Origin of the sequence: Synechococcus sp. GEYO (genome assembly GCF_900473955.1) — a bacterium.
Taxonomy (GTDB): Bacteria; Cyanobacteriota; Cyanobacteriia; order PCC-6307; family Cyanobiaceae; genus Synechococcus_C.
Window position 1 is genome coordinate 207,293 of sequence record NZ_UCNL01000003.1, and the last position, 19,079, is coordinate 226,371.

A 19,079-nucleotide genomic window follows, 5' to 3' on the forward strand; every position below is an offset into this window, starting at 1 on the left:
TTTCAGGCTTGCTTAACAATCAACGCGTGGTGATTATTAACCAACCTCCATAGCCTGAAGAGACACAAGTTGAGGTCCGGGGTGCCCATCCCCTCAGCAATTCTCACCCTGGTCTTAGGAATGCTCCTCGTCCTCGGGGGGCTGTGGATCGGTCAGAACATCAACCTTCTTCCAGTTGATGCCAGTGCCAACGCGCCGATTTACGACGAGTTGTTTCGCGTTTTGTTCAGTATCGGCACAATCCTTTTCGTAGGAATAGTCGGATTAATTCTTTTCAGTCTTGTGCGTTTCCGTCGCCGCCCCGGACAGATCGGCGATGGATTGGCTTTAGAGGGAAATCTTCCACTTGAAGTGTTCTGGACTGCAGTACCGGCAATCGTCGTTCTTTTTGTTGGTCTCTACAGCTACGACATTTACGAACGCATGGGTGGGATGGTTCCACTCGGCCATGGCAACCATGGTTCGGAGACAGTGGTTGATGAGCGCGTCTGGGGTGGCATCGGCTCGACGCAAGACTCCCAGACAGCCACGACGGCGGGGATCCCGCCCCTGCCCATCGAGGTGACAGCGATGCAGTTCGCATTCCTCTTCCATTACCCCGAGGGTGACTTCATTTCCGGAGAAATGCATGTCCCTGTCGACCGACCCGTTTCACTGCGGATGGAGGCCAAGGACGTGATTCATGCCTTCTGGATTCCGGAATTTCGCCTGAAGCAGGACGTGATCCCCGGACAGCCGACGGTGCTCGACTTCACCCCAACCCGCACCGGCAGTTACTCGATCGTATGCGCAGAGCTCTGCGGCCCTTACCACGGAGGCATGCGCTCGAGCGTCGTGGTCGACAGCGCCGATGACTTCGACACCTGGCTCCAGTCCAACCGAAAGCTCCCCGCTGCTGAAGCATGACAATCACAGCTCCCAAAAAAACAGCGCCTGCGTCACCTTCTCTGCAGCCAACGGGATGGCTTCGCTATCTGAGCTTCAGCGTCGACCACAAGGTGATCGGTCTGCAGTATCTCGTGTGCGGATTTGCCTTCTATCTGGTTGGTGGCGCCATGGCAGGCGCGATCCGAACCGAACTGCTGAGTCCGGTTTCAGACTTCATGGCCAGGGATGTTTACAACCAGATCCTCACCCTGCACGGGACGGTGATGATCTTTCTCTGGATCGTTCCGGTGGTGAACGGAGCCTTCGGAAATTATCTGATTCCCTTCTATGTGGGCGCCAGGGATATGGCCTATCCCAGGCTGAATGCGGTTGCCTTTTGGCTGATTCCTCCAGCAGGACTGATGCTTATCAGCAGCTATTTCATCACGGGTGCTGCCCAGTCGGGCTGGACAGCGTATCCACCGCTCAGCATCACAACGCCTGCTACCGGTCAGATCATCTGGATTCTGAGTGTTCTGCTTCTGGGTGGAAGTTCAATCTTCGGCGGCATTAATTTCATCGCCACAATCCTCAAGCTCCGGCGTCCTGGGCTGAAGCTGATGCAGCTTCCGATGTACTGCTGGGCGATGCTTGGCACCAGCATTCTCGTGGTTCTCTCCACTCCAGTTCTTGCTGGCACACTCATTATGTTGAGCTTCGATATTGTTGCTCACACAGGTTTCTTTAATCCTGGAATGGGCGGGAATGTTGTCGTTTACCAACACCTTTTCTGGTTTTATTCTCACCCAGCTGTTTACATCATGGTGCTGCCTGCCTTTGGCCTGGTGAGTGAAATTCTTCCGGTTCACTGCCGAAAGCCTCTGTTCGGATACACAACCATGGTGTATTCGATCATGGCCATTGTTGGTCTTGGATTGGTGGTATGGGCTCACCACATGTTCACCAGTGGCACGCCACCCTGGATGCGTCTGTTCTTCACGATTGCGACAGCCTTCATTGCGGTTCCGACTGGAATCAAATTCTTCAATTGGCTGGCAACACTCTGGGGAGGTCGAATCAGTTTGAACAGTGCTGTGCTGTTTTCCTGTGGCTTCATTGTGAACTTCGTGCTCGGAGGAATCACTGGTGTCGCGCTCGCACAGGTTCCGTTTGACGTTCACGTTCATGACACCTACTTCGTTGTTGCCCATTTCCACTACATCGTCTACGGAGGCTCGGTGTTTGTGATTTTCGCTTCGATCTATCACTGGTACCCCAAAATCATCGGACGCATGCTCGATGAGCATCTCGGGCGTTTGCATTTCCTGCTGACCTTCGTTGGCTTCAACCTCTGCTTTGCTCCCCAGCACTGGCTTGGCCTGAACGGCATGCCTCGACGGGTTGCCGAATACGACCCGCAGTTTGAGCTCGTCAACCAGATCAGCAGCGCAGGAGCACTGTTGATGGCCATCAGCACCCTTCCTTTCCTCTGGAATGTGATCGCCAGCGCCTTTTACGGTGCCATCGCAGGCGATAACCCCTGGAGAGCACTCACTCCTGAGTGGCTGACATCATCACCACCACCGGTTGAGAACTGGAAAGGAGATCCCCCTCTGGTGACCCATCCCTACGGCTACGGCACCCCCGCCGACGAAATCGATCTGAACTCCGCCAGCGGCAGTGATCTTTGGAGAAGCGGTCAATGACATCCCTCACTCCTCAAAATGCTCAGCTTGATCACATTGATGATCACGGAGCAGAGCACGGGGCTGAACATCCGGATCACCGCATGTTTGGCCTGGCCGCATTCCTCGTGGCTGATGCCATGACCTTCGCAGGCTTCTTCGCCGCTTATCTCACCTTCAAGGCAGTCAATCCGTTGATGCCAGGTGCGATTTATGAGCTTGAACTGCCGTTGCCAACACTCAACACCATTCTGCTGTTGGTGAGCAGTGCAACCTTTCACCGCGCTGGCGTGAATCTGCGCAGACAGAACAACGAACGCTGCCGGCTTTGGCTGATGCTGACTGCCGGTCTCGGTCTGGCCTTTCTCGCCAGCCAGATGGTGGAGTACTTCACTTTGCCCTTTGGCCTCACGGACAATCTCTATGCCAGCACCTTTTACGCCCTCACCGGCTTCCACGGTCTGCACGTCACCCTGGGGACCCTGATGATCCTGATTGTGTGGTGGCAATGCCGCACACCTTCAGGTCGTGTCAGCGCCAGCAATCATTTTCCGCTCGAGGCCGCCGAGCTCTACTGGCATTTCGTGGATGGAATCTGGGTCATTCTTTTTGTGATTCTGTACCTGATCTAACGAGCATCAAGATCGAATCAAGTGAAAGAACTTCGACGTAATCCTTGCCCGGGTTGCAGTCTGGAGTCAGAATTGATGTGTCTTTTCCGATAGACATGCTGGTTGGAGAGGAATTACTGAACAAGGCGCGAGCTCTGAGCAACCGCCCTGAAGATGAAATCGCCCGAGGTTGCGGTTATGTCGGTCCGAGTGGCCGCCTGATGCGCAAAAGTTTTTACAGAGCCCTGGTGGAAGCCAAGGGGTACAAACTTCCCTCCAGCAATGGTGGTTCAGGAGGAGGCAGCCGAGGACGTCAAGCCGAGTTCCGCACACGCGTTCATGGCAACGGCAATCTTCTGATCGGCCATGCCTACACCAAACGCCTTGATCTTGTTCCTGGCCAGGAATTCAAGATTGAGCTGAACAAGGATTCCGGCACGATCACGCTTCTGCCGCTGGCCGAATCCAGCTGACTCAATCATCCCTGACTGTTCAGTCAGGGCATCGATCATCCAAGGGGATCAGCCAAAGCATTCACCCAAGGAGACAGCGATCAGCTGTTCCTTGGGTTTGTTGTTTCCGGCGGTTTTGTTCAAGCGATGGCAGGAGGATCCTGGCCTTCATCGATGCTGGCGCTGAATGCAATCAGCTCGATTCCACTGAACAGGAAGCTGATGCCGACCAGCGTTCCGAGCACCCATAGCAGACCCCAGAACTTAAGGGTGACGATGAGCAAGCCCAGGATGAAGGTGATGACGCCGTTGGCAATCGCCCATCCAGCGCCGGGCTGACCGCTGTTGGCCAGTCCGTTGAAGAAGGCCACGACGCCCTCCACAAGGAAGACGATGCCGATGGCCAAGGCAAATGCAGCAACTTGCTCTGCGGCTTCACCGGGATCACGGAAGTTACCGATCATCGAGCCGCCGGCCACGATGAACAACGTGGACACCACCAAACGCCAGAAGCAAATCCAACGCCCCATCCGACCGGAACGAGCAAGGTTGCTGATCCAGCCGACCACACCGCCGACGAGAAACAGCACGGCAATCACACCTGTGGTCCAGAACGAAGCGATGACTGGGAAAATCAGGGCCAGGACGCCCAAGACAATCAGCAGAATCCCCTCTGCGATTGAGAAGGCTTTGAAGGTGCCCAGAGATTCAGAGCGGTCCTCGGAATTCATGAACAGTTCAGAGTGAACAACATCCGAAAGGTATTGAGACCTCACAAATCCCGCCATGGTTTGTGGACGCCGGTCAACCCCAGCCGTGCTCAGCAAGCCAGGCAGCGCTGACCGGGGGTGTTTTGTCTTGGGGGCCACCGGCACTGATCAGCCGCTCCGTGTAGCGAGCCAGCAGATCGATCTCGAGATTCACCTCATCACCCACCTGCAGATCACGAAGGGCAGTCACCGACCACGTGTGGGGAATCACGGCCAGCCAGAACCGTGCGCCTGCATCAGCACAACCCGCCACCGTGAGGCTGATGCCATTCACCGCAACACTGGCTTTATCGCAGATATAGCGACCGAAGTCCGCATCCCGCCAGCGCAGTTCCAGATGCCATGACTGGGGCAGAGACTCCACTGCGACCACTTCACCGATGCCGTCCACATGGCCGCTCACAAGATGTCCGCCCAAACGGTCGGACAGACGCAGTGCAGGTTCGAGATTCACCGATCCTCCTCCGGCGGCCTTCGCACCCAGGGTGGTGCGCTGCAGCGTCTCCTCACTCACATCCGCCAGAAAGCCGTCACCCACCAGTGAAGCCACCGTGAGGCAGACACCGTCGACGGCGACGCTGTCACCAAGCTGCAGTGGAGAGAAAGCGCTGCAGCCCTCGACGAGCAGAGCACGACCACGTCGCTCGACCTGACCGACCGCCTGGACCAACCCCGTGAACATTGCCCATCTCCATCCCCTCTGCACTGGTCATAATCGAGAGAGCGGCGGAGCCGTACTTGATCGAGATGAGCGTGGCGGGAATCGCCCTGGATGCCAGCAGCCGCAGTCCGATCGTGCTGCTGCGGGACCCATCCCGAAGTCGCCAGGTGCCGATCTGGATTGATCAGGCTCAGGCGCACAACATCATGGCTGGCCTCAATGACTCGCCTCAGCCCAGACCCCTCAGCCACGACTTGATGGCTGCATTGCTCGACGCAGGGGGATTGCAGCTGGAGCGGGTGATTATTCACGCGATTGAAGACAGCACCTTCAGGGCCGTCCTACGCCTTTGCGACAGCGATAGCGACACGACGATGGCCGAAACAGATGACCTTGAGGCTGCTGTGGACGCGGATGACAACCTCCTGGAGATCGATGCACGCCCCAGTGATGCGATCGCACTGGCCATCCGCACCGGCAGCAGCATCTGGATGCTTGAGGAGGTCGTTGCGGAAGCCTCGATTGCCGTGGATGCCGAAGCGGATGCAGAGGATCGCGATGAATTCCGTCGCTTCCTCGACGGGATCAGTCCCGCAGCCCTGGGACGACACCTGGAATCACGCCAGCCGGGGGACCCCAGAGACGCCCAGGGCGACACGCCGGCCCCTTGAGCAGCACACTCCCCCGGCCTGTTCTGCGTCGCTCATTTGGCGATGGAGCCGATGTGAGCCTGTTCACGCTCGGCACCATGCGCGCCCTCCAGTCTCCGGAGCAGATGCTGCAGGTGTTACGCGCAACTATTGCGGCTGGCATCAACCATCTCGAGACAGCACCGGCCTATGGGCCCGCTGAAGCTTTTCTGGGCAAGGCCCTGGCACAACTCAACAAGGAAGGCTCAGCACCTGCCGACGGTGGCTGGGTGATCACCAGCAAGCTGCTTCCCGGACAGAGTTTTCAGGCTGGGCGCAAGGCTCTCGAGGCCAGCCTCGGCAGGCTCGGGATCAACACCCTGGACAATCTGGCCATTCATGGCCTGAACCTGGACAGCCATCTCGACTGGGTGCTCTCCGGCGAGGGAGCCCGGCTGATCGACTGGGCCCTCACAAGTGGCAAGGTCCGCCAGGTGGGCTTCAGCAGCCACGGGTCCAATGCTCTGATCGAGCGTGCAATCGCCAGTGACCGCTTTCGGTTCTGTTGCCTGCATCTGCATCTACTAGACCCAACGCGCATGCCTCTGGCACAGCGAGCTCTGGAGCGGTCTATGGGCGTACTTGCGATTTCACCAGCAGACAAGGGTGGTCGCCTGCAGGCACCGAGTGATCTTCTCAAAGCTGACTGCAGTCCCTTCCAGCCCCTGCAGCTGGCTTATCGCTTTCTGCTCGCAGCTGGCATCAGCACACTCACCGTGGGAGCCCAGAGCGCCGCAGACCTCAAACTGGCTCGATCACTCGCATCCAGCGACGGTCCATTGGATCTCGAGGAGCAAAGGGCGCTCGCACAGCTTGAGCAGCTGCGGGAGAGTCGTCTGGGGCATGAGCTCTGCGGCCAGTGCCGTGCCTGCCTGCCATGCCCCAATGACGTTCCAATCCCAGAGCTACTGAGGTTGCGCAATCTTGCCCATGGCCATGACCTGATGGAATTCGCCGGGGAGCGCTACAACCTGATCGGCCGTGCCGGGCACTGGTGGGAAACGGTCGATGCGAGCCAATGCGACCGCTGCGGTGACTGCCTACCGCGCTGCCCGCACCAGCTGCCAATCCCCGAGCTGCTGGCGGAGACCCATCGACTGCTGGCAGCCGCGCCGCGACGGCGGCTATGGGGCTGACGCCTCCCAGAGCTGCTGCAAACGTTGCTGCTCGGCAGCATCGGGTGGCAACAGCATCCAGCTTTGTTCCCAGACCGATTGCTGCGGAAGCACGAGAGGGCGCAGTCGCAGCGAAATCCGACCTTGCGCTCCAACAAGCTCCCCCCTGGGCAGTGGCGGAATCCAGCCCTGTGCCAACAAACGAGACAGCAACGGTTGCTTCCAGGCCTTCAGCACCCAGTCCTGGGGGATGGGTTCAGCGGTCTGTGAAGGCCGAACCAGCAGCGTCCAATGCAGTGGTGCGCCTTTCTCTGGCAGCACAGCCGTGAGCCTGGGATCGCGCTGGAGGGTCGCCATGCAGCGCTGCAGAGGCAGCACGGCAACCCTGGCATCGCCCTGCAGCAGCCAGTTCATGCCGAAACGGTCATCAAAACTGAGAGCCGACGCACGCAGGCGACGCAAGGCATTGCCATCTCCCATTCTCTCGGCGAGAGAGATCAGCAATCTCGGGCTGGAAGGCAGCAGCAGCTTGCCCTTGAGCTCCGGGTCGAGCAAAGCGTCCCAGCCGGCCTCCAGCGCTGGAGATGTCTTGCCATCACGCCGAATCACCATGACCCACGGGCTGAAGGCCACCGGCAACAGCAGGTTCTTCCAAACCAAAGGAGCCTCGTTGAGGAAGCGTTGGCCAAGAGGGCCGATCCTCGACTGAAGAGCCTCAGCAGCGATCGCCTGCAAACGCTCAGGGCTGATCACCGACAACCAGCCGTCGTTCAAAGCCAACAGGTCCGTTGGCGACGGCCACGGACTCTCTAGAGCAGTCGTCCCTGAAAGCGCATGGAAATGCCAGGGGCCCGGCAGATCACGACGCCAAATGGACGGCAGAGTTTCTGGTGATGCACGCAGCGTGGGAACCGATCCTCCCCGGCTGCAGCCGCTGAGCCCACCAGCAGCTGTCAAAGCAGCGAACTGGAGAAACCGACGACGGTTCAGCAATGGCGCCGGGACGACAACAGGGTTCATGCTCCGAACCTACGGGGCGACAGTGCCTGCATGGCCAGCCGCGAGCAACTGATCGACGGCCCGATCACAAGACTGCACGAGAGTGTCAACGGAAACCCCTCTCCATTGAGCCAGGAGAGCCAGGCCACCGGCACCAACTCCTTCCTTCACGTGGCCCTGCTCGAAGTCGCGCAGGCGCGCGTGGCGGCTCGCAGAGAATCGCAGGCCAGCGGCATAGGCCTGGAGTGAAACAGAGTAGTGCTGCTCCACATTGCTGAGCAGCGTGATCAAGGAAGAGTCAGATGTTCCAGCCTGCAGACGCTCCGCGGCAAGCCATGCAGTCGTTCCGATCAGAACCCGATCGCAGAGCTGCTGACGACGCTCAACGGGAACCGCATGAAGCGCCAGCGCAAGCACCGCAGCCATCTGACTGCCACCGGCAAGCAGAACGGGCTGATCCGCATCGAGCACCCCGAGTAACAGCCCTGTAGCAAGGGCCTGAAAAGGATCACCCACGGCCGCGAGCAAGGCCTGTGCATCGATGCTTGGGGGGGCAGGCAGGCGAGACAGACCCTCGCTCACCAGCTGCTGCTTGAGCGCCATGGGGGGATGCAAAGCACTGCCACTGACGAGTGCTTGAACAGGCAACCCCAGCCCCGTCAACACGGCCAGGGCTGTGGTGGTGCCGCCAGGAACACATTCCGCCAGCAGCAGTGGACGACGCAGTCGTTCCCCAAGGCGCCGACCACGATCCAACAGCTGCTGCACCCGTTTGGGCTGCATCGCATGGCCGCTGGAGACGCACCCAGCCAGACCGGAAGCTGGATCTTCAAAGCGGAGATGGGGAAACTGCGGTGGCATCGGCAATCCAAGAGCTGCAATCTGCGGATCGAGACCGAGCTGCTGGCAGACCACCCAGCTGATCAAGGCTGGTGACACCCCCGCAGGGAGAGGTGGCAGGCACCAGAGAGGAGGCACGGATGGCCCCCTCAGCAGCAGTTCCGCATCGGCCAGAGCCGTTGTACGGCGTGCTGCTGGGGTGCAGCCCGCCGCGGAGATTCCCGGTTGTTCAGCGGTCCTAGTGGACGCGAGCACCAACAACAGATCCGGCAGCGGTTGCGCCGGGTCAGACCAGAGGCTTGCAAAGCGAGTTGCTTGAACCGTGGCCGGCGAGCCGGTCAGACGACGCACCCCAAACGGAGGGTCAGAGGGGGTCGAGGGCGACCAGTCCATGAAGCAGCGGTGGAGGGTCAGGGACGGGGGCCTGCAACCGGGGGAAAATCCAGTAGGCCAGGGCGTGGAGAGCGAGGACGTACACCAGTTGCTGAATGAGCACAAGAGCGAGCGCCATCAGTTGAACCAGCAACAGATCAGGTGCAAGCGGTAATTGCAGCAATTCCAGCAACCTGTCAAGCAGCCCTGCACCAGCTCGGGTGATGATCACCCAAAGGTTTTCACCCACCAACAGAGAAAGCGCAACAACCCTTACAAGGAATCCGGCAGCACCGATCAGCAGGCCGATCCCCCAGCTCAGCCACCAGCTGCAGCGATGCAGCCAGCACCAGCCGAGCCAAATGGACAGCAGGCCATAGGGAAACAGCATCAAGGGTCCACGCACCGGCCCCATCAACGCGATCAGCAAAAGAATCGCCACAGCTAGGCCCTCGACCCCGGCACGGGCACCTCGCCGGACCGCCAGCAGGGCGAGTGGCAGAGGCAAGGCAAGGCGGAACAGAGCTCCACCAACCGGTAGGTAATAGAGCGCCAGCCAGATCAAAGCAGCCGCGGCCGCCAGATAGGAGGATTCCATCATCCGCAGGGCCTGGCGATGACTAAGGGCTGGTCGCATCAGGAAGCAGGCTTCGGCTGGAGATTGGAGGACTGATTCAGATCGCTGGCGGGCACTTTTTCGATGGTCTCCACCTCAAAACCAATGCCAGCACGCCGAAGAGCCTCCGTGACTCCCTCCGCAGGAGCAGCTGGATCTGCTGCTGAGAGGCGAATCATGATGCGATAGGGCAGGGTGCGCTCTGGAGTGGATCTCGGCTTGGGGCTATCGGTCGCAACTGCAGGTGCTGGCGATTGTTCGCGGTCGGATTTGCGATCCGATTGGCGTTCGGACTCGTCGGACTCGGTCGCGTTCGCATCCTTGCTGACACTGGCGGTTGGCTTGTCGTTCTCGTTGACCTTTGCCTGCTGCTTGCCCTTGTCGGCAACCACGCTGGTGTCTGGATCGGCCTGGGTGCCAGCTGGGCTGACATCCCCAGCCTGAGAGTCAAAGCTTTCAGACAGCCGCTGGCCGAATGGTGTGCCATCACAGGACTGCAGCAGCATCAGCAAGGGCAACAACGACCGAACGAACAGCCTGATGCCCATCAGGAATCGGCAGGGCGAATCACGCGCACGGCACTGGCACGCAACCGACCTGACTTCGTTGTGGCGGGAGGCTTCTTGGCGGGAGGCTTCTTGGCTGCGGGCTTCTTAGCCGCAGGTTTTTTGGCGGCAGGTTTCTTGGTGGTGGAAGCCTTACGGCCACCCTTCTTGCTAGCGGCCTTGGCCTCCAGCAGCTCCACCGCCTGCTCCAGGGTGATGTCGTCAGCACCCTTGCCTTCAGGAAGCGAGGCATTGACCTTGCCCTGCTTCACATAGAGACCGTAGGGGCCGTCATAGACCTGAACCAATTCATCACTGCCCTCGGGCTTACCGAGATCCTTAAGCGCAGTCCGACCGCCTCGACCACGCTTGGGCATGGCCAGCAACTCAAGAGCACGGGTCAGTCCCACTGCGAGGACATCGTCATCGCCCTTCAGCGAGCGGTAGTCCTTCTCACTCTTGCCCTTGTCCCAAACCACGTAGGGGCCGAAACGACCCAGTCCAGCCTGAACCCTGCCACCGTCAGGGTGCTCTCCCAGCAGCCTGGGCAGCCGCAGCAGCCCCAGAGCATCATCGAGGCTGAGATCCTCTGGCTTCACTCCCTTGGGCAGCGATGCACGCTTGGGCTTGGGGTTCTCATCACTCACCTGCCCGCGCTGCACATAGGGACCGTATTGACCAAACAGCAGATAAACAAGATCTCCGGTTTCCGGATCTTCACCTAAGGCCTCAGGCCCATCAGCCTTCTGCTTGAGGATGAGCTCGGCCTGATCGTGATCGAGATCGGCGGGGGTGATCTCACGCGGAAGGGTGGCCTTGATCAGCTCCTCCTCACCGTCGTCTCCGACACGTTTGGCTTCGAGATAGGCACCAAAGCGACCGATTCTGACCACACAGGGAAGGCCCTCGAGATCGATCGTGCGTGAGGCACCAGGGTCGATATCGCCCTCCCGCAGGTGCACCTGGGATTCCAACCCCTCATTGCCCTTGTAGAAGCTCTCTAGATAGGGCAGCCACTGCACCTTTCCGTGAGAGATCTCATCAAGGGTGTTCTCCATCCTGGCGGTGAAGGAGGTGTCAACCAGATCAGGGAAGTGCTCCTCGAGCAGAGCCGTTACCGCAAAAGCTGTGAAGCTCGGCGTGAGTGAATTGTTCTGGAGCGCGGCATAGCCGCGGTCCACGATCGTGCCAATGATCGAGGCGTAGGTGGAGGGCCTGCCGATCCCCTCCTTCTCGAGCATCTTGACCAGGGACGCTTCTGAGAACCGTGCCGGAGGCTGGGTCTGGTGGCCGAGCGCCTCAACGTCTTTGAGCTTGGGAGAATCCCCCTGCTTGAGCGCTGGCAACAACACTTCCTGGCCTTCCAGGGCCGCATCGGGATCATCACTGCCTTCCACGTAGGCACGGAAGAAACCAGGAAAATCAATGCGCTTTCCACTGGCACGGAACACTGCATCAGCAGCACTCAGATCAACGGACAGCATGGTGAGGCGGGCCTCAGCCATCTGGCTGGCGACGGTGCGCTTCCAGATCAGCTCATAGAGAGCGAGATCCCTGCCATCGAGACCTGTCTCCTGTGGAGCACGAAAACTCTCACCGGCAGGACGAATCGCCTCATGCGCCTCCTGTGCATTGCGGGCCTTGGTGCTGAACTGCCTGGCCCCCTTGCTCAGATAGTCCTTGCCGTAACGCGATTCCACACAGCTGCGGGCAGCGCTGATCGCCTGATCAGAGAGATGCACCGAATCGGTGCGCATGTAGGTGATGAAACCACGCTCATACAGCCCCTGCGCGCACCGCATGGTTTCCCTGGCAGAAAGCCGAAGCTTGCGGTTTGACTCTTGCTGCAGGGTGCTGGTTGTGAACGGCGGAACGGGCCGTCGCACCGTGGGTTTTTCCTCCACGGACGTGACGCTCCATGCCACCGACTTAACGGTTTCGGAGAGCGTCAGGGCATCGCTTTCAGTTAAAAGGCGGACCTTGCTACCGGCCTTGAGCTCGCCGGTGTTTTCATCAAAATCATTGCCGGTGGCAATGCGCTGCCCCTCCAGGTGGGTGAGCTTGGCGTCAAAACGACTGCCGGTCTGCGCGAGACCAGCCTTGAGGTCCCAGTAACTGCCGCTGCGGAATGCCCGACGTGCACGTTCCCGTTGCACCAGCAGACGCACAGCCACGGACTGCACACGCCCCGCAGACAGGCCCCAGGCCACCTTCTTCCACAACAGCGGCGACAGGGTGTATCCAACTAAACGGTCCAGGATGCGTCGCGTCTCCTGGGCATGCACGAGTTCCATATCCAGCTCACGGGTCTGGTCAAGAGCCCGGCCAATCGCCTCCTTGGTGATCTCGTGAAACACCATGCGTTTCACCGGAACCTTCGGTGCAAGAAGCTGCAAAAGATGCCAGCTGATGCTTTCACCCTCTCGGTCTTCATCAGTCGCCAACAAAAGCTGGTCAGCACCTTTGAGAGCGTCCTTCAGCTCCTTGACCGTTTTTTTCTTGTCCTTCGGCACCACGTAAAGGGGCTCGAAATCAGACTCGGTGTTCACCCCGAGATTGGCCCACTTCTGGCCCTTTTGCGCTGCTGGAATCTCACTGGCGTTGTTCGGGAGATCGCGCACATGCCCCATGGAGGCTTCCACCCGGAAGTCCTTGGGAAGGAATCCACGGATGGTGCGGGCCTTGGTGGGGCTCTCAACGATGACCAGGGTGTGCGCCAAAAGAGGGCAGATAACCGTTCCCTTCTTTATCGCACCGCCGCTCCAGTTGCAGCGAATACGCGCGATGCCACAAGGAGGAACGGAAGCGCGGCTAAAGTCCCCCGAACCGCTCTGCCCTGCGCGCGCCATGCCCGAGATGGGTGCCTTGCTTCTCGACACCCAGCCTTTGGCAGCGCCGGGTGATCTTCTCAATCTTGCGCTGAACGCCGGTGCGATTGCCCCGGAAGGCGCAGTTCTGCTGGCGATGCTGGCCACCCTGCTGGTGGATCTGGCAGGAGAAAAAGTCTCTGTGCGCTGGGTCCCACCCATTTGTTACGCAGGTCTGGGCACAGCTCTGGTGTTGCTTGCCCTGCAGTGGAACGCTCCACTGGAGCCATCGTTCCTGGGCGCATTTCTTTCCGATCACCTAGCGATTGCCTTCAGGGCCGTCGTGGCTTGCTCAACTCTGCTCTCCTTGCTGATCAGCTGGAGGTATGCCGAACAGGGAGGAACCCCTGTTGGTGAATACGCCGCAATCCTTCTGGCAGCAACGCTTGGAGGCATGCTGCTCTGCGGTGCCACCGATCTGGTGAGCATTTTTGTGTCCCTGGAAACCCTGTCAGTCGCCAGTTACCTGCTCTCTGGGTACATGAAACGCGATGCGCGCAGTTCGGAAGCAGCGCTGAAATATTTGCTGGTGGGTTCTGCCGCAGCTGCGGTGTTTCTTTACGGCTCATCACTGCTTTATGGACTCAGCGGCTCCACCAGCCTGGAAACGATCGGGCAGTCACTGCTGACCGGTCCGACCCCTCTAGCTGCTCTGGCACTGGTGTTCGTGTTGGCAACCGTGGCGTTCAAGATCGCTGCAGTGCCTTTTCACCAGTGGACACCAGACGTCTACGAAGGATCTCCAACACCGGTGGTCGCCTTCCTGTCTGTGGGATCAAAAGCCGCCGGTTTCGCCTTGGCTCTGCGCATCCTGGTGGGCTGTTTCGGCAGTTTCGACACACAGTGGAAGCTGCTGTTCACCGTTCTGGCGGTGCTCAGCATGACCCTCGGCAATGTCGTTGCGCTCGCCCAGACCTCGATGAAACGGATGCTGGCCTACAGCTCCATCGGTCAGGCCGGCTTCGTGATGATCGGCCTGGTTTGCGGCACCGAGGACGGTTTCGCCGCCATGGTCCTTTATATGGCGGCCTACCTGTTCATGAACTTGGGGGCCTTTGCCTGCATCATCCTGTTCTCGATTCGCACCGGCAGTGATCGCATCTCCGATTACGCCGGTCTCTATCAGAAAGATCCTCTGATCACTCTTGGGCTCAGTCTCTGCCTGCTGTCACTGGGAGGCATCCCACCGATGCTGGGTTTCTTCGGCAAGATTTATCTCTTCTTTGCGGGCTGGGCAGATCACCAGTATCTACTGGTGGTGGTGGGACTGATCACCTCAGTGGTGTCGATCTACTACTACATCGGAGTGATCAAGATGATGGTGGTCAAAGAGCCCCAGGAAGCCTCCGATGCAGTGAAGTCCTATCCGCCAATCCAGTGGAACACCATTGGACTGCCTCCACTGCGTGTGGCACTGGTGACCTGCGTGGTGGTCACCGCAGTGGGTGGAATCCTCTCCAATCCGCTCTTCCAGTGGGCCAATGATGCGGTGGCAGGAACCCCGATACTGCAACAAGCGATCGCCAATGCCTCCAGAGCCACCCTTGGCTGACGGAGCGGCGGCTCAACGCTCCCCCGTTGCTGAATTGCGCGGAGTCGACAAGATCTATGGAAGCGGAGCCGGCCTGGTCAGAGCTCTTGATCAACTTGATCTAACCGTGCGCAAAGGCGACTATCTCGCCGTGATGGGTGCCAGCGGCTCCGGCAAAAGCACTGCGATGAACATTTTGGGCTGCCTCGACCGCCCGAGCAGCGGCTCCTATCACCTCAATGGGAGTGCAGTGGAGGAGCTTGATGACGATGCCCTTGCGGATCTGCGCAATCAACAGCTGGGTTTCGTGTTTCAGCAATTCCATCTACTGCCTCACGCGACGGCTCTCGAGAACGTGATGCTGCCGATGATCTACGCAGGGCTTTCACCCCAGCAGAGACGGGACAAAGCCAGAGAAGCGCTGGACCGTGTGGGCCTTGGGGAAAGGATGCAGAACAAGCCGAATCAGCTTTCCGGCGGTCAACAGCAAAGAGTGGCCATTGCGAGGGCCATCATCAACCAGCCTGCTCTTCTTCTGGCCGATGAACCCACAGGCGCCCTCGACTCGCGCACCACGGATGACGTACTGAATCTGTTCGATTCCCTGCACGACCAGGGCATCACGCTGGTGCTAGTCACCCATGAAGATGATGTGGCGGCTCGTGCCGAACGGGTTGTCCATTTCCGTGACGGCCGAGTTGAGCGCTCTGATTAGAGCTGGTTCGTGGGTGTTCTGGATTGCATGGTCTCCACAGCCACTCCGAAGACCAGGCTGCTGCTCGTCGATGACGAGGCTTGTCTCACGGAACTCTGAGAATGGAACTGGAGGTTGAGGGGCATGAAGTGCATGTGGCCGCTGATGGAGCCACGGGCCTGATCCGAGCCCGCACGGAACCATCTCCTGAACTGATTGTTCTGGACTGGAATCTTCCAGATTTCAGCGGTATGGACATCTGCCAGCGCATCCGCAGCAGCGCCATCACCACACCGACCTGATGCTCACTGGCCACGACGATGTAGCTGATCGTGTGACGGCCCTGGATGCTGGGGTGGACAATTATCTAGTCAAGCCTTTTTCCATCGAGGCATTAATGGCACGACTGCGGGCCATGCAACGACGTGCCAGCACGGTCTCTGCAGGGTCTGGCGACGGAGATCATCCGGAAACACTTCAGGTCGCAGACCTGGTGATGAACACCAGCACAAGGGATGTGACCCGTTCAGGCCAGTTCATTCAGCTGTCCGTGAAGGAATACGAGTTACTCAATTTCCTGATGCGTGGTCAAGGGAAAGTGCTCGAACGCGCTGAAATCATGCGCGGAGTCTGGGGTGAGAACTTCTACAGCGATGACAATCTTCTCGATGTCTACATCCGCTATTTGCGCCAGAAGATCGAATCAAGTGAACGAGCAACCTTGATTCACACCGTCAGAGGTGTGGGCTTCATCCTGCGAGAAGAGCGTCAGGATCAGACTCAAGAATCTTGAGAACGCTCCAGACTGGTCATCAGCTGCCCTACGAGCAGTGACACAGCATCGGCTCCAGAAGCAGTAAGCGGATTGAGGTCTAGATCGCCAGGGTCAACAGCCACCCAGCCGCCGGCCTCAGGCTGGCGCAGTTCAAAATGCAAATGAGGTCCTGTACTGAGTCCGGTGCTGCCCACACGGCCGATCACCTCACCCTGGCGAACCTTCTGGCCGGACTTCACGTAGATCTCTGAAAGATGTCCGTACAGGGTCCGGCGCTTGGACTGGGCATGATCCAGTTCCACAGCAATGCCGTAACCACCCGCCAGACCGCTGCTCAGAACCGTTCCTGACAACGCAGCGACCACCGGGGTCCCTTCAGGAGCAGCCAGGTCCTTGCCGGCATGCATCAGCCATCTCCCAATAATCGGATGGATCCGCCAGCCAAAGTCACTGGTGGTGATAGCTGAACCGATGACCGGGAACAGCAGCTTGCGATCACCGTTGCCAGAGATCGACGCCGGTCGGGGCGACACCGCAAACACCGTCTCGAGACGGAACGTTGCAGAGGAGCCTGCCAGCAAAGCCTTGACCGGTACTGAAATCGGAGGAAGCGGTTTGCCATCAAAACCGCGTCTGGACAAGCCGGTCAGCGTTTCATCACGACCTTTCCAGACAACGCGCGGTTGCAGACGATTACTCCGGCGGCGCACCGCCACACCGCTGCTGCATTCCTGCTGCGACAGCGCACCGATGCGGCAGGCCTGCTGGAAAGCTGGAACATCAATGGGTCGGGCCTGATCCCCAGTTTCAAGCTGACGACGCTCGAGCGGAGTGATGACACGATTTCGCTCTAGGGACTCCAGCGAACGATCGAAGCTAAGCGGCGGCGGAAGCGGCTTGATCTCAGGAGGAATAACTGGCCCCTGCAGGGCAGGAATCGACAGCAGAACCGATGCGGCAAGCCTACGCAGAACCAACGGATCAAGACGGTCTCGTCGAGCGAGACTCTAGAGATCCCGATCAGGACTGTCTGTCCAACGGGTCCAGCTGGTCCTCCGGGTCCCCTGTTCCAGAAGCAGACGTCCGTCCATGCCGACACCTCGCACTTGCCAGGACTCTCCCGTGCCTGGATCAACCACCGATGCAGCCCAGAGACGCTGCTCGGCCTGACGGACCACCATGCTGGGGTCAAGCGCCAACTCGCAGGCACGGTCGAGTGCGCGCAACACAGCTCCTTGCCAGACCCTCAGCCGACATCGCCCTGAACAAAGCAGTTCCCGCAGGGAGATCGCTCCAGGAGGAACCGGATTATTCACATTGAGCCCGACGCCGATTCGAGCCAGACGGACCCGATTGCCGCGGAAGACCAGGGTGGGCAGCACACCTGCCAGCTTGCGGGACTCAATCATCAGATCATTGGGCCACTTGATGGACACCTGCAGGCCAGTGGACTCGACCTGCTCCGCCAGAGCAAGTGCCGCGGTAAGACCGAACAACCCCGTTGAGCATTGCTGCTGAGGCCAGGGGAGAGCCGCGCTCAACCAGACACCGCCCATCGGCGCCATCCAGCAGCGTCCGTACTGTCCATGACCACGGATCTGATGGTCTGCCAACACGGCGCGAGGAGAGAGTCCAGACCAGGGCTGCTGCACCAACCATTGAGATAACTCACTCTCGGTGCTGGCACAGACGCCCAAACGCCTGAGCCACCAAGCGTCATGACCATGGCGGCGTAAATCATGCAGCAGTCGCCCCCGGCCCGTGCGCACAAAAGTCAATGGTGCTGCTCCCACCAGGGATACAGGCGAGCGACAGCGTTCTCCAGATCCTCGACCGGACGGACAAGAGCCAGCCGCAGCCAGCCACGGCCGGCATCACCAAAACCGGAACCAGGGGTCAGCGCTACGCCGCAGTGCTCCAGCAGCTCAGCCGCAAGCTGTTCGTCGCTCCAGCCCTTGGCACTCGCCCATTCCGGAATTGGCATCCAGAGGTAAAGAGCCATGGATGGCGTCGGCACGATCCAGCCGAGATCAGCCAAGGCCTGTCGCATGCGATCGCGGCGCTGGCGATAAATGGGCAGGAGACGTGATGGCCAGTCGGCATGTTGATCCAGCGCCACCACTGCTCCCCGCTGGAGGGCCTGGCACTGGTTGAAATCAACGACACCTTTCAGCTGGCGCAATGCGCTGATCAATGGAGCAGCTCCCACCGCAAATGCCAACCGGAATCCCCCGAGACACCATCCCTTCGACAGAGAGAAGAATTCAATTCCCCGCTCCCTCCAATGGGGGCAGCGCAGCAGAGACGGGGCATCACCCTCCAGCGCCAGATCCACATAAGGGTTGTCGTGGGCCAGCACCAGATCGTGTTGAACCGAATGGTGCATGGCCTCGTCAAGCCAGACCTGCTCTCCGGTGCAGGCGGTTGGGTTGTGAGGAAAACCAAGCACCATCAGACGCAACTGCTGCCATTGTTCTGCGGAGAGCGCGTCGAAGTCTGGAGCCCAATCCCGCTCAGCGGTGAGCGGAAGGGTGTGAATGGCGGCATCCGCCAGTTCCAGGCCACCGCGGTGAGAGGGATAGGAGGGGTCAAGAATCAGAGCCGAATCACCGGGATCAAGAACTGCAAGAGGCAGATGCGCCGTACCTTCCTGCGATCCCACCAACAGGAGCACTTCCGTCTCCGCGTCCACTTCAACACCGAATCGCTGCTGTACCCATGCGGCAGCCGCACGCCTGAACGATTGTGTCCCTGCATGGAGGCAGTAGGAGGCGCTGGAGGGATGCTCAAGCACCTCGGCCATCGCTTTCACGGCAGCGAGTGGTGGCTCCAGATCAGTGGAGCCGAGAGATAAGTCGATTAAACCCTGATGTTGCTGCCGTTCGCTGTCGAAGTAGACCGACTTGCGCCGGTCGTTGCGATCAAAAACACCGCTACCGAGCCTCGCGAGGCGATCAGAGGTGATCATCCAGAGACATCTTCGGTTGAGG

The 19,079-nt window shown here is 59.4% G+C and carries 18 protein-coding genes and 1 pseudogene; 9 read left to right on the forward strand and 10 right to left on the reverse strand.

The window, feature by feature from the left end:
• Positions 1-81 precede the first annotated feature (81 nt).
• The 4 genes from DXY37_RS02085 to DXY37_RS02100 all read left to right on the forward strand — a co-directional run bounded on the left by DXY37_RS02085 (position 82) and on the right by DXY37_RS02100 (position 3,636).
• A complete protein-coding gene (locus DXY37_RS02085; RefSeq protein WP_115125120.1) occupies positions 82-906 on the forward strand; it encodes a cytochrome c oxidase subunit II in 825 nt (274 codons plus the stop codon).
• The gene (gene ctaD / locus DXY37_RS02090; RefSeq protein ID WP_115125121.1) at positions 903-2,573 is read left to right on the forward strand and encodes a cytochrome c oxidase subunit I; all 1,671 of its coding nucleotides are present in this window, start codon (positions 903-905) and stop codon (positions 2,571-2,573) included. The genes DXY37_RS02085 and ctaD overlap by 4 nt, the downstream gene beginning before the upstream one ends.
• The gene (locus DXY37_RS02095) at positions 2,570-3,184 is read left to right on the forward strand and encodes a cytochrome c oxidase subunit 3 (RefSeq protein ID WP_115125122.1); all 615 of its coding nucleotides are present in this window, start codon (positions 2,570-2,572) and stop codon (positions 3,182-3,184) included. The genes ctaD and DXY37_RS02095 overlap by 4 nt, the downstream gene beginning before the upstream one ends.
• A gap of 95 nt (positions 3,185-3,279) precedes the next feature.
• On the forward strand, positions 3,280-3,636 hold the full coding sequence (locus DXY37_RS02100; RefSeq protein WP_067092772.1) for an AbrB family transcriptional regulator: 357 nt from the start codon (positions 3,280-3,282) through the stop codon (positions 3,634-3,636).
• 119 nt (positions 3,637-3,755) lie between these two features.
• Here the strand turns inward: DXY37_RS02100 and DXY37_RS02105 are convergent, their stop codons facing one another.
• Together DXY37_RS02105 and DXY37_RS02110 are read right to left on the reverse strand one after the other, a co-directional pair.
• The gene (locus tag DXY37_RS02105; protein WP_115125186.1) at positions 3,756-4,346 is read right to left on the reverse strand and encodes an HdeD family acid-resistance protein; all 591 of its coding nucleotides are present in this window, start codon (positions 4,344-4,346) and stop codon (positions 3,756-3,758) included.
• A gap of 73 nt (positions 4,347-4,419) precedes the next feature.
• Positions 4,420-5,067, reverse strand: coding sequence for a riboflavin synthase (locus DXY37_RS02110; protein ID WP_115125123.1), 648 nt, complete (start codon positions 5,065-5,067; stop codon positions 4,420-4,422).
• 65 nt (positions 5,068-5,132) lie between these two features.
• Between DXY37_RS02110 and DXY37_RS02115 the strand changes: the two genes are divergently transcribed.
• Together DXY37_RS02115 and DXY37_RS02120 are read left to right on the forward strand one after the other, a co-directional pair.
• Entirely contained in the window at positions 5,133-5,717 is a 585-nt protein-coding gene (locus DXY37_RS02115) for a bifunctional nuclease family protein (protein ID WP_115125124.1), read from the forward strand.
• Between the two features lie 77 nt (positions 5,718-5,794).
• Positions 5,795-6,871 (forward strand): aldo/keto reductase, encoded by a 1,077-nt coding sequence (locus DXY37_RS02120; protein ID WP_115125187.1) that lies wholly within the window; start codon positions 5,795-5,797, stop codon positions 6,869-6,871.
• On the opposite strand, the gene DXY37_RS02125 is transcribed toward DXY37_RS02120, so the two are convergent.
• From DXY37_RS02125 to topA, 5 genes are read right to left on the reverse strand one after another with little or no spacing between them, the layout of a single operon-like run.
• The gene (locus DXY37_RS02125) at positions 6,860-7,870 is read right to left on the reverse strand and encodes an ABC transporter substrate-binding protein (protein ID WP_115125125.1); all 1,011 of its coding nucleotides are present in this window, start codon (positions 7,868-7,870) and stop codon (positions 6,860-6,862) included. The genes DXY37_RS02120 and DXY37_RS02125 overlap by 12 nt on opposite strands.
• A 9-nt stretch (positions 7,871-7,879) precedes the next feature.
• On the reverse strand, positions 7,880-9,082 hold the full coding sequence (locus tag DXY37_RS02130; RefSeq protein WP_115125126.1) for a nicotinate-nucleotide--dimethylbenzimidazole phosphoribosyltransferase: 1,203 nt from the start codon (positions 9,080-9,082) through the stop codon (positions 7,880-7,882).
• Positions 9,054-9,698 (reverse strand): DUF2232 domain-containing protein, encoded by a 645-nt coding sequence (locus tag DXY37_RS02135; RefSeq protein WP_115125127.1) that lies wholly within the window; start codon positions 9,696-9,698, stop codon positions 9,054-9,056. The genes DXY37_RS02130 and DXY37_RS02135 overlap by 29 nt, the downstream gene beginning before the upstream one ends.
• The gene (locus tag DXY37_RS02140; RefSeq protein WP_115125128.1) at positions 9,698-10,225 is read right to left on the reverse strand and encodes a hypothetical protein; all 528 of its coding nucleotides are present in this window, start codon (positions 10,223-10,225) and stop codon (positions 9,698-9,700) included. Before DXY37_RS02140 ends, DXY37_RS02135 begins: the two co-directional genes overlap by 1 nt.
• Positions 10,225-12,942, reverse strand: a complete 2,718-nt coding sequence (gene topA, locus DXY37_RS02145) for a type I DNA topoisomerase (RefSeq protein WP_115125129.1) — start codon at positions 12,940-12,942, stop codon at positions 10,225-10,227. The genes DXY37_RS02140 and topA overlap by 1 nt, the downstream gene beginning before the upstream one ends.
• Before the next feature lie 127 nt (positions 12,943-13,069).
• On the opposite strand from topA, the gene DXY37_RS02150 reads away from it, so the two are divergent.
• The 3 genes and pseudogenes from DXY37_RS02150 to DXY37_RS02160 all read left to right on the forward strand — a co-directional run bounded on the left by DXY37_RS02150 (position 13,070) and on the right by DXY37_RS02160 (position 16,107).
• Entirely contained in the window at positions 13,070-14,641 is a 1,572-nt protein-coding gene (locus tag DXY37_RS02150) for an NAD(P)H-quinone oxidoreductase subunit N (protein ID WP_115125130.1), read from the forward strand.
• Positions 14,616-15,335: an ABC transporter ATP-binding protein gene (locus DXY37_RS02155; protein ID WP_115125131.1), complete on the forward strand. Its 720-nt coding sequence runs from the start codon at positions 14,616-14,618 to the stop codon at positions 15,333-15,335. The genes DXY37_RS02150 and DXY37_RS02155 overlap by 26 nt, the downstream gene beginning before the upstream one ends.
• A gap of 27 nt (positions 15,336-15,362) precedes the next feature.
• A pseudogene (locus tag DXY37_RS02160) lies at positions 15,363-16,107 on the forward strand (response regulator transcription factor).
• Here the strand turns inward: DXY37_RS02160 and DXY37_RS02165 are convergent.
• The 3 genes from DXY37_RS02165 to DXY37_RS02175 are packed head-to-tail and all read right to left on the reverse strand — an operon-like array spanning position 16,095 to position 19,057.
• Positions 16,095-17,066 carry a M23 family metallopeptidase gene (locus DXY37_RS02165; RefSeq protein WP_115125132.1) on the reverse strand — a complete coding sequence of 324 codons (972 nt, stop codon included), beginning with the start codon at positions 17,064-17,066 and terminating at the stop codon, positions 16,095-16,097. The pseudogene DXY37_RS02160 and the gene DXY37_RS02165 overlap by 13 nt on opposite strands.
• A gap of 30 nt (positions 17,067-17,096) precedes the next feature.
• Positions 17,097-17,858 carry a biotin--[acetyl-CoA-carboxylase] ligase gene (locus DXY37_RS02170; protein ID WP_244276786.1) on the reverse strand — a complete coding sequence of 254 codons (762 nt, stop codon included), beginning with the start codon at positions 17,856-17,858 and terminating at the stop codon, positions 17,097-17,099.
• A 5-nt stretch (positions 17,859-17,863) separates the two neighbouring features.
• The gene (locus tag DXY37_RS02175) at positions 17,864-19,057 is read right to left on the reverse strand and encodes an aminotransferase class I/II-fold pyridoxal phosphate-dependent enzyme (RefSeq protein ID WP_115125133.1); all 1,194 of its coding nucleotides are present in this window, start codon (positions 19,055-19,057) and stop codon (positions 17,864-17,866) included.
• Positions 19,058-19,079: the final 22 nt, after the last annotated feature.

Bases quoted from the DNA above. Each gene is read 5' to 3' on its own strand.
- ctaD (WP_115125121.1), top strand. From the start codon at position 903: ATGACAATCACAGCTCCCAAAAAAACAGCGCCTGCGTCACCTTCTCTG.
- DXY37_RS02095 (WP_115125122.1), top strand. From the start codon at position 2,570: ATGACATCCCTCACTCCTCAAAATGCTCAGCTTGATCACATTGATGAT.
- DXY37_RS02100 (WP_067092772.1), top strand. From the start codon at position 3,280: ATGCTGGTTGGAGAGGAATTACTGAACAAGGCGCGAGCTCTGAGCAAC.
- DXY37_RS02105 (WP_115125186.1), bottom strand. From the start codon at position 4,346: ATGAATTCCGAGGACCGCTCTGAATCTCTGGGCACCTTCAAAGCCTTC.
- DXY37_RS02110 (WP_115125123.1), bottom strand. From the start codon at position 5,067: ATGTTCACGGGGTTGGTCCAGGCGGTCGGTCAGGTCGAGCGACGTGGT.
- DXY37_RS02115 (WP_115125124.1), top strand. From the start codon at position 5,133: ATGAGCGTGGCGGGAATCGCCCTGGATGCCAGCAGCCGCAGTCCGATC.
- DXY37_RS02120 (WP_115125187.1), top strand. From the start codon at position 5,795: ATGCGCGCCCTCCAGTCTCCGGAGCAGATGCTGCAGGTGTTACGCGCA.
- DXY37_RS02125 (WP_115125125.1), bottom strand. From the start codon at position 7,870: ATGAACCCTGTTGTCGTCCCGGCGCCATTGCTGAACCGTCGTCGGTTT.
- DXY37_RS02130 (WP_115125126.1), bottom strand. From the start codon at position 9,082: ATGGACTGGTCGCCCTCGACCCCCTCTGACCCTCCGTTTGGGGTGCGT.
- DXY37_RS02135 (WP_115125127.1), bottom strand. From the start codon at position 9,698: ATGCGACCAGCCCTTAGTCATCGCCAGGCCCTGCGGATGATGGAATCC.
- DXY37_RS02140 (WP_115125128.1), bottom strand. From the start codon at position 10,225: ATGGGCATCAGGCTGTTCGTTCGGTCGTTGTTGCCCTTGCTGATGCTG.
- DXY37_RS02150 (WP_115125130.1), top strand. From the start codon at position 13,070: ATGCCCGAGATGGGTGCCTTGCTTCTCGACACCCAGCCTTTGGCAGCG.
- DXY37_RS02155 (WP_115125131.1), top strand. From the start codon at position 14,616: ATGCCTCCAGAGCCACCCTTGGCTGACGGAGCGGCGGCTCAACGCTCC.
- DXY37_RS02175 (WP_115125133.1), bottom strand. From the start codon at position 19,057: ATGATCACCTCTGATCGCCTCGCGAGGCTCGGTAGCGGTGTTTTTGAT.